The following is a 6,848-nucleotide window of genomic DNA, read 5'->3' on the forward strand; positions in this document are numbered from 1 at the left end:
GTTTTAGAGTTAATATTCTACAAAGCCATAGAGTTGGAAAAAAATATGGATATACTCAAACTTCGAAAATTAAAGTAAATGCCGTGGAAAGGAATATGACACAACAAACGTCTGCAGGCTTAAGATTTAGACAAGCATTGGAAATCGAAAAACCATTACAAATCATTGGCACAGTAAATGCCTATGCAGCAATGATGGCAAAAGAAGTTGGCTATAAAGCCATATATTTATCTGGTGCAGGTGTTGCGAACTATTCATATGGTTTACCTGACTTAGGCATGACCAGTTTAGACAATGTTTTGGAAGATGTTCGTCGTATTACTGAACGTGTAGATACGCCATTACTTGTCGATATCGATACAGGTTGGGGCGGTGCATTTAACATTGCTCGTACTGTGAAACAAATGATTGCTGCGGGTGCAGCAGCGGTTCATATCGAAGACCAAGTGGCACAAAAACGTTGTGGTCACCGTCCGAACAAAGAAATCGTGTCACAACAAGAAATGGTTGACCGTATTAAAGCGGCTGTTGATGCAAAAACCGATTCAAACTTTGTTGTGATGGCACGTACAGACGCATTGCAAAAAGAAGGTCTACAAGCTGTAATTGACCGTGCATGTGCATGTGTGGAAGCAGGCGCAGATGCGATCTTTGCTGAAGCAATGACTGACATTACCATGTATAAAACAGTCTGCGATGCTGTGGGTGTACCTGTACTGGCAAACATTACAGAGTTTGGTGATACCCCTTACTACACCAAAGAAGAATTAGGTGAGCAAGGCATTTCAATGGTGCTCTACCCATTATCACCAACACGTGCAATGCAAAAAGCGGCACTCGAAGTGATGCATGCGATCCGCAATGACGGTACACAAGTCAATGTACTGGATAAAATGCAACAACGAAAAGAACTCTATCAATTCCTCGATTATCATACTTTTGAAAACACATTAGATAAATTGTTCACTGAAGGAAAATAAAAAATGGCTGAAGGAAAAGTACTCACGGGCGCAGGACTGCGCGGACAAGTAGCTGGTAAAACTGCATTGTCAACTGTAGGCAAAAGTGGTGCGGGCTTAACCTATCGTGGTTATGACGTTCAAGACTTGGCAGAAAACTGTCAGTTTGAAGAAGTTGCGTACCTGATTTTCTTTGGTGAATTGCCAACAACAGAACAACTAGCAGCATACAAAGCCAAACTCAAATCATTGCGTCAATTGCCGCAAGCATTGAAAGAAGTATTAGAACGTATTCCTGCTGACTCACACCCAATGGATGTGATGCGTACAGGCGTTTCAATGTTAGGTAACCTTGAAACTGAAAAATCATTCGATGAACAACAAGATGTTGCAGATCGTATTTTGGCAACGCTTCCTGCGATCATTTGCTACTGGTACCGTTTCAGCCATGATGGTGTACGTGTAGAAGAAAACACCGATGATGATTCAATCGGCGCTCAATTCCTACATTTACTGCGTGGCGAAAAACCAAATGAATTGCACGAGCAAGTGATGAACGTATCACTGATTTTGTATGCAGAGCATGAGTTTAACGCATCTACATTCACAGCGCGTGTATGTGCATCAACATTGTCAGATATGCATTCATGCATCACAGGTGCAATTGGTTCACTACGTGGCCCATTACATGGCGGTGCGAACGAAGCTGCGATGGAAATGATTGAAAACTGGACGTCTCCAGAAGAAGCTGAACGTGAAATGCTCGGCAAACTTGAGCGTAAAGAAAAGATCATGGGCTTTGGTCATGCGATCTATAAAGACAATGATCCACGTAATGGCATCATCAAAATTTGGTCTGAACGCCTAGCAAAAGACGTCGGTGATACTGTGCTTTATCCAGTATCAGTACGCTGTGAAGAAGTGATGTGGCGCGAGAAGAAATTGTTCTGTAATGCAGACTTCTTCCATGCATCGGCTTATCACTTCATGGATATTGCAACCAAATTGTTCACGCCAATCTTTGTAATGTCACGTGTAACAGGCTGGGCAGCGCATGTGATGGAACAACGTGCGGATAACCGTATTATTCGCCCAAGTGCGGACTATACGGGCCCTGAATTACGTAAAGTGGTGCCGATTGCAGAGCGTTCTGCGGCATAATTTTAAAGTGAAATAAAAAAGCCTCAAAAGAGGCTTTTTTATTATTTGTTATTTGTGTTAACAATCTATTTGGTTAGTAAAACCGGATCTTCAACGCTATATCCCGTTTCAAATGGAATCCCTAAATATTTAACAGTCACTAAATAAAAAGGTTTTTGCACTACACGATAAGTTTTAGAGATTTTTAAACCTTCTTTATAGGTCTCAGCCTTTTGTACAGCACTTTTATACTGCGAATTTTTAACACGATATTGATAGGTCCATTTATCAATGGTTTCGGTGGGGTCATACCATGATTTAGCAGTGCCATTCATGGTTGTTAATAACTGTATTCGAGCATTATTGTTATTTACTGGTGTTAATTTGACTAAACGTTTTTTTATTTTCGCGATTTCTTTATCAAACTGGGTGCTGTCTTGATCGTAATCAATCCGTTTTGTCTTGGGATTAATATATAAAGATCTCACTGTAATTAATTGCGTCGGTTTTTGGCTATTTAATTGATAATAATATAATTGTGGTAAACGACCACGACCATCTTCAAAATGACGCATTAAATAGATTTTTTGGTCTTTTTTATCAAAACCTAAAACCTCAATGGTTTGAGGGCCGCCTACCGTCGCGAAAGCAGAGCAGGAAATTAGGGTGCTAATTGCGAATGCATTGAAATGACGTAGCTGCATTTTCTTGTCCTGATAAGTAAATTCCTCAATACAGTATGCGATGCAAAATGATATTTAAATATGAAGATTATGTATGTTTTATTCTGCATTTAAGATGTCTAATACACTGTGAGCAACATTTTCAGTTAACTGATCTAAGCGTTCTAAAGCCGTACCCAAAATAAAATAATGATAATTATAGATACGACCATCATATAAGATTGAAATATAAAATGTTCCTTCGGGTTTTTCTACGGTTGCACTGCCACCGGGTTTGAGTAATCCAGTGCAGGCCACCACAAAGTCCGCATGTAAAAATAGTTGTTGTCCTTGCTCAGCCATCGCTTGAGTCACTTCTGCGGATTCGGCCGTAAATTTTTCTATTAGTAGAGGATCTACTTTTAAAATTTCACGTTTGATCGATGGATCATAGCTCACAAGACCACCTAACAAGATATCTGCACCACTATTCTTATAAATTGAAAATTGGCTACATAAATAACCAGAGCTTGCACTCTCGATAAACGCGATGGTCATGGATTTTTGTTCTAAAGCATCGCAACACTGTTTAAGCATGTGCTTACCCCAAAGTAGAATGGTGAATGATCATTAGTATTCTTAAAATTTTAGCATTGATTCCGCTCGCCTGTAATTTCACTTAAAGTCTAAGTTGGTACTGTGGGTGTTGTGGAATTCAAAAAAATAGCGTGATTGCTTAGAAGCTGTACGAAAATATGAAATAAAGGTTTCTTCGGAAGGAAAACGATGTTAAAACTTAAAATAAAGAGCGTAACAAAAGTAGGTTTATTTCAATGAAAACGACTGTTAAATATGTAGTATTAAAAAGCCTAGACTATCAATTGGGCACGCCACTTTTTCAAGAAGAATTAGACGCAGATAGCCTGTATTTTGATCAAATTCCGGCTGTAATTCAGTATCAAAATCATCAATTCAAAGTGAAAAGTAAAGAGTTAAAGCGTGTTTATTTGGCTGAAGAAAATGAAGACATGCAAACCATTATTGTGAAAGTACTTGCTGTTTAATTTCGATCAATTTGTAGTATTAATAATACAGTTCTCATTGAGTTGGGAACTGTATTTTTGTATTTGCCTGATTCAAACTTTAGATAAGTCTAGATTCAAAATGGATATGTATTTTTTAATGATCACTTGATCCATAGCTCTAGCTATTCGACCAACGGCTATTTAATCCCCGAGATATTATTGAGTATAATTTATTTATTTTTTCATGGGGGGAAGAAATAATGGATTTATTTAAATTTCTAAAAAGCTTTAATACAACGGGTACTTATTTATTCATTTCAACTATTTCTTTGATTTGTTTAGTTGTGTATTTTTATTTTATTAATCCAAATTGATCTAGGCTGACAGCCAACATCTTTAGGTTTGAATAAAAAACTTAATAAATAAAATTACATAATGAATTTTCTATCAAAAATATTGATATAAAATTTTAAGTATTAGTTTATTGGGCAGGTATTTAAATACGTCTTATTCTCAATTGAGTGAATAAAGTTGTCGATTAAATATTCGCTTTGTTTGAGTGAATCACGATGGTCACCATTTTTAATTGGGTGAAAGGCTATGGGTTTATTTTCCTTGCAGACTTTTTGGTAATAAGCATGGACACCCCGATAATCTACCAATTGATCTTGATCACCTTGTACTAACAGTAAAGGTACCTGAGGTGTCATAAATTCGATCGACTGTTTTTTTAAATAACGGGTCAATGGCGTTAAATCTACATTGGGTTTAAAAACAGTTTTTGGCGATACTTTTAGTTCATTTTGTAGTTCTGATAAGCAGCGATTGCGAGCTTGATTGAGGATTTTCTGCATTTCTGGGCTGACAAAATCTTTTGCTGAAAGTGTAGGCTCTGCAGCTTCAGCACCTAATAGGACGATAGGTAAAAATGCTGCAACGCTCGGATCAATATTAGACTGATTTGCGACATATTCAGCAATCCCTTCATATTGGTAGCCGCCCGGTGCCAATGCAATTGCTCCGCGTAAATTGAGTTCAGGAGCATCCTTTTGTCCAAACGCGGCCACGGTTAGGGACGCGGCACCGCCTTGACTGTGGCCCATGACATACCAGTTTTTACTCAATTTTACTGATTTTAATTGATGCATCGCACGGACTGCATCAACGACAGTGTGTAACTGACTTTGAGCATTCATATAGGGGTGGCCGCCTGGTGTACCTAAACCTTGATAATCCGGCGCAACGACTGCATAGCCACGAGCAAGCCAAGCGTTTAAAGCTTTGGCTGCAATTTGTTGGTATATGTGAACGGGTCCATCTGCATAATCACCCGAAGGAGCGCAGGTATCAGCTACACCAGTTGTACCATGTGCCCAAGCCAAAACTGGCCAGCCGCCCTTAGGGGCTTTACCCTTAGGTAATAGGACATATCCAGAAGCAACAATCGGTTCTGAATGAACACCTCGGCTTCTATAACTGATGATATATCGTTCTGCTGCATTACTAAAAAGATCATGCGTTTGGACTTGTAAAGATAGTATTGTACCGGGTGTAAGGGCTGTTATATTGGCGATTTGACCTTCATTTATCTTGGAAGGTACAGGAGATGCAGATGTGTATGTTGAAGCTAGACAAATACAGCTAGCAACCAATTTGAGAATATAATGCTTTGTTTCCATTATGGGCGCCGTCTTCTTTTCAAAAGGTTAATTTCAAGTTTTCACGTTGTTTCATTTATTCTATGAATTTTTAATATAGTGACTAATATGCATAAAATAAAGTTCGAAGTTGATTTTATTTTTTTGATTTGAAAATGATAAATTGTAGTGGATAAATATGAATTTACTCACAATGTTTATGCTGAAAATATAGCCTTTTGTTATTTCCCTTAAAACTAAGCCGCCCAAATGAGCGGCTTTTATGCATGAAAATATAGGAAAAATATAGACATTTTTTACTCAGTTGCATTAAAGGCTTCATGATAGTGAACCTCACCAGTAGGAATATGGTCGATGAAGCTGATAGCCTGAAAGTATTCTTGAGGCACGTTTGGTAACCTTAAACGAGGATATGATTTAAAACCAAGCAGCGTTATTAAAAGAAGCTGAAAAAAATGTTGTAACAATTGCCCAAGCAAAAAAATTATCAGATGAATCTGGTGTAACGCTAAAAGGAAAAATCACTAAACATATTGCAGGTGATGATTTTGAGTTAAGTGATTCAACAGGTGCGATCAATATAGACGTTGATGATGATTTATGGAAACCGCTTAAACTCAAAGTGGGTGATCAAGTGCATGTAGTCGGGGAGGTTGATACTCATCGTATTAAACCTACTGATATTGATGTAATTCATATTGAGCGTACAAAATAGGTTTTTGGATTTAAATATTTATAGATGCACCTAAATTCATTCTATTTAAGAAAGCTCTCAATTGAGGGCTTTCTTATTTTTAATTCAATACACAGTAACCTTCATGCTTTGTTAGTGTAGAGCTTTAACACATATATAGGCCTAAGTATGAAAGCGTTAGCAATTATAAGCGTGGTACTAGTATTGGGGCTGGTAGGTTGCCAGCAAAAAGATAGTGATGAAAATGAGGAGACAACAACACCTCATACATTAGATAAAGACTAACTTCCTCCAATGACAATTCTCAGAAGACATTAAAAAAACCCTCACTAAGAGGGTTTTTTTAGGATTGAGCTTTTAAGCTTCAACCAAGTATCTTTAACTTCTTGAGAGTCTTTAGTCAGTACAATTTTATTGTCTGTAATTTCACCAACCCATGAAACTGGAATTAAGTGGTGATGGCCGTCACCATGTTTAGTCAGTTTAATTTGATCCGAACCTTGCAAGTGGTCAACTTCACCGACTTTAGTACCGCAAGAAGCAATAACATCTGCATGATTTTTAATATTTTCAACATTAATAGTAGGGTCTGTTGACATTTGTTGATTAAAAAAATAGCGAGATAGTAAAATTAAATCGCCAAACCCAATTTTACACTCGCTATGCCTCGAACAATGCTAAATGATCAACACTGGTCCAAGTTACTTGCT

7 protein-coding genes and 2 pseudogenes are annotated in these 6,848 nt (G+C 37.7%); 4 read left to right on the forward strand and 5 right to left on the reverse strand.

Annotated features, from left to right (window positions below):
• The first annotated feature begins 95 nt into the window (after positions 1-95).
• Both prpB and prpC read left to right on the forward strand, forming a co-directional pair.
• Positions 96-980: a methylisocitrate lyase gene (prpB, locus tag FTV37_RS13860; protein ID WP_180007805.1), complete on the forward strand. Its 885-nt coding sequence runs from the start codon at positions 96-98 to the stop codon at positions 978-980.
• Between the two features lie 3 nt (positions 981-983).
• Entirely contained in the window at positions 984-2,120 is a 1,137-nt protein-coding gene (gene prpC / locus FTV37_RS13865) for a 2-methylcitrate synthase (RefSeq protein WP_180005560.1), read from the forward strand.
• 65 nt (positions 2,121-2,185) lie between these two features.
• Here the strand turns inward: prpC and FTV37_RS13870 are convergent, their stop codons facing one another.
• A complete protein-coding gene (locus FTV37_RS13870) occupies positions 2,186-2,803 on the reverse strand; it encodes an aminotransferase (RefSeq protein ID WP_180064135.1) in 618 nt (205 codons plus the stop codon).
• A gap of 78 nt (positions 2,804-2,881) precedes the next feature.
• Positions 2,882-3,358, reverse strand: coding sequence for a CinA family protein (locus FTV37_RS13875; protein WP_180064136.1), 477 nt, complete (start codon positions 3,356-3,358; stop codon positions 2,882-2,884).
• Between the two features lie 236 nt (positions 3,359-3,594).
• On the opposite strand from FTV37_RS13875, the gene FTV37_RS13880 reads away from it, so the two are divergent.
• Positions 3,595-3,825, forward strand: a complete 231-nt coding sequence (locus FTV37_RS13880) for a hypothetical protein (RefSeq protein ID WP_078190858.1) — start codon at positions 3,595-3,597, stop codon at positions 3,823-3,825.
• Positions 3,826-4,262: 437 nt separating this feature from the next.
• On the opposite strand, the gene FTV37_RS13885 is transcribed toward FTV37_RS13880, so the two are convergent.
• The gene (locus FTV37_RS13885; protein WP_180064140.1) at positions 4,263-5,468 is read right to left on the reverse strand and encodes an alpha/beta fold hydrolase; all 1,206 of its coding nucleotides are present in this window, start codon (positions 5,466-5,468) and stop codon (positions 4,263-4,265) included.
• A gap of 272 nt (positions 5,469-5,740) precedes the next feature.
• A pseudogene (locus FTV37_RS13890) lies at positions 5,741-5,869 on the reverse strand (GNAT family N-acetyltransferase); the annotation flags it as partial.
• Positions 5,870-5,874: 5 nt separating this feature from the next.
• On the opposite strand from FTV37_RS13890, the pseudogene FTV37_RS13895 reads away from it, so the two are divergent.
• Positions 5,875-6,159: pseudogene (locus FTV37_RS13895) on the forward strand (NirD/YgiW/YdeI family stress tolerance protein); the annotation flags it as partial.
• Positions 6,160-6,467: 308 nt separating this feature from the next.
• On the opposite strand, the gene FTV37_RS13900 reads toward FTV37_RS13895, so the two are convergent.
• Complete coding sequence (locus FTV37_RS13900) at positions 6,468-6,737, reverse strand: DUF2171 domain-containing protein (protein ID WP_180064137.1); 270 nt, start codon at positions 6,735-6,737, stop codon at positions 6,468-6,470.
• Positions 6,738-6,848: the final 111 nt, after the last annotated feature.

Origin of the sequence: Acinetobacter sp. YH16042, from assembly GCF_013417245.1 — a bacterium.
Lineage (GTDB): Bacteria > Pseudomonadota > Gammaproteobacteria > Pseudomonadales > Moraxellaceae > Acinetobacter > Acinetobacter amyesii.

What these genes read in the sequence shown, in the direction of transcription:
- prpB (WP_180007805.1), top strand. Translation starts at nt 96, where the DNA reads ATGACACAACAAACGTCTGCAGGCTTAAGATTTAGACAAGCATTGGAA.
- prpC (WP_180005560.1), top strand. Translation starts at nt 984, where the DNA reads ATGGCTGAAGGAAAAGTACTCACGGGCGCAGGACTGCGCGGACAAGTA.
- FTV37_RS13870 (WP_180064135.1), bottom strand. Translation starts at nt 2,803, where the DNA reads ATGCAGCTACGTCATTTCAATGCATTCGCAATTAGCACCCTAATTTCC.
- FTV37_RS13875 (WP_180064136.1), bottom strand. Translation starts at nt 3,358, where the DNA reads ATGCTTAAACAGTGTTGCGATGCTTTAGAACAAAAATCCATGACCATC.
- FTV37_RS13880 (WP_078190858.1), top strand. Translation starts at nt 3,595, where the DNA reads ATGAAAACGACTGTTAAATATGTAGTATTAAAAAGCCTAGACTATCAA.
- FTV37_RS13900 (WP_180064137.1), bottom strand. Translation starts at nt 6,737, where the DNA reads ATGTCAACAGACCCTACTATTAATGTTGAAAATATTAAAAATCATGCA.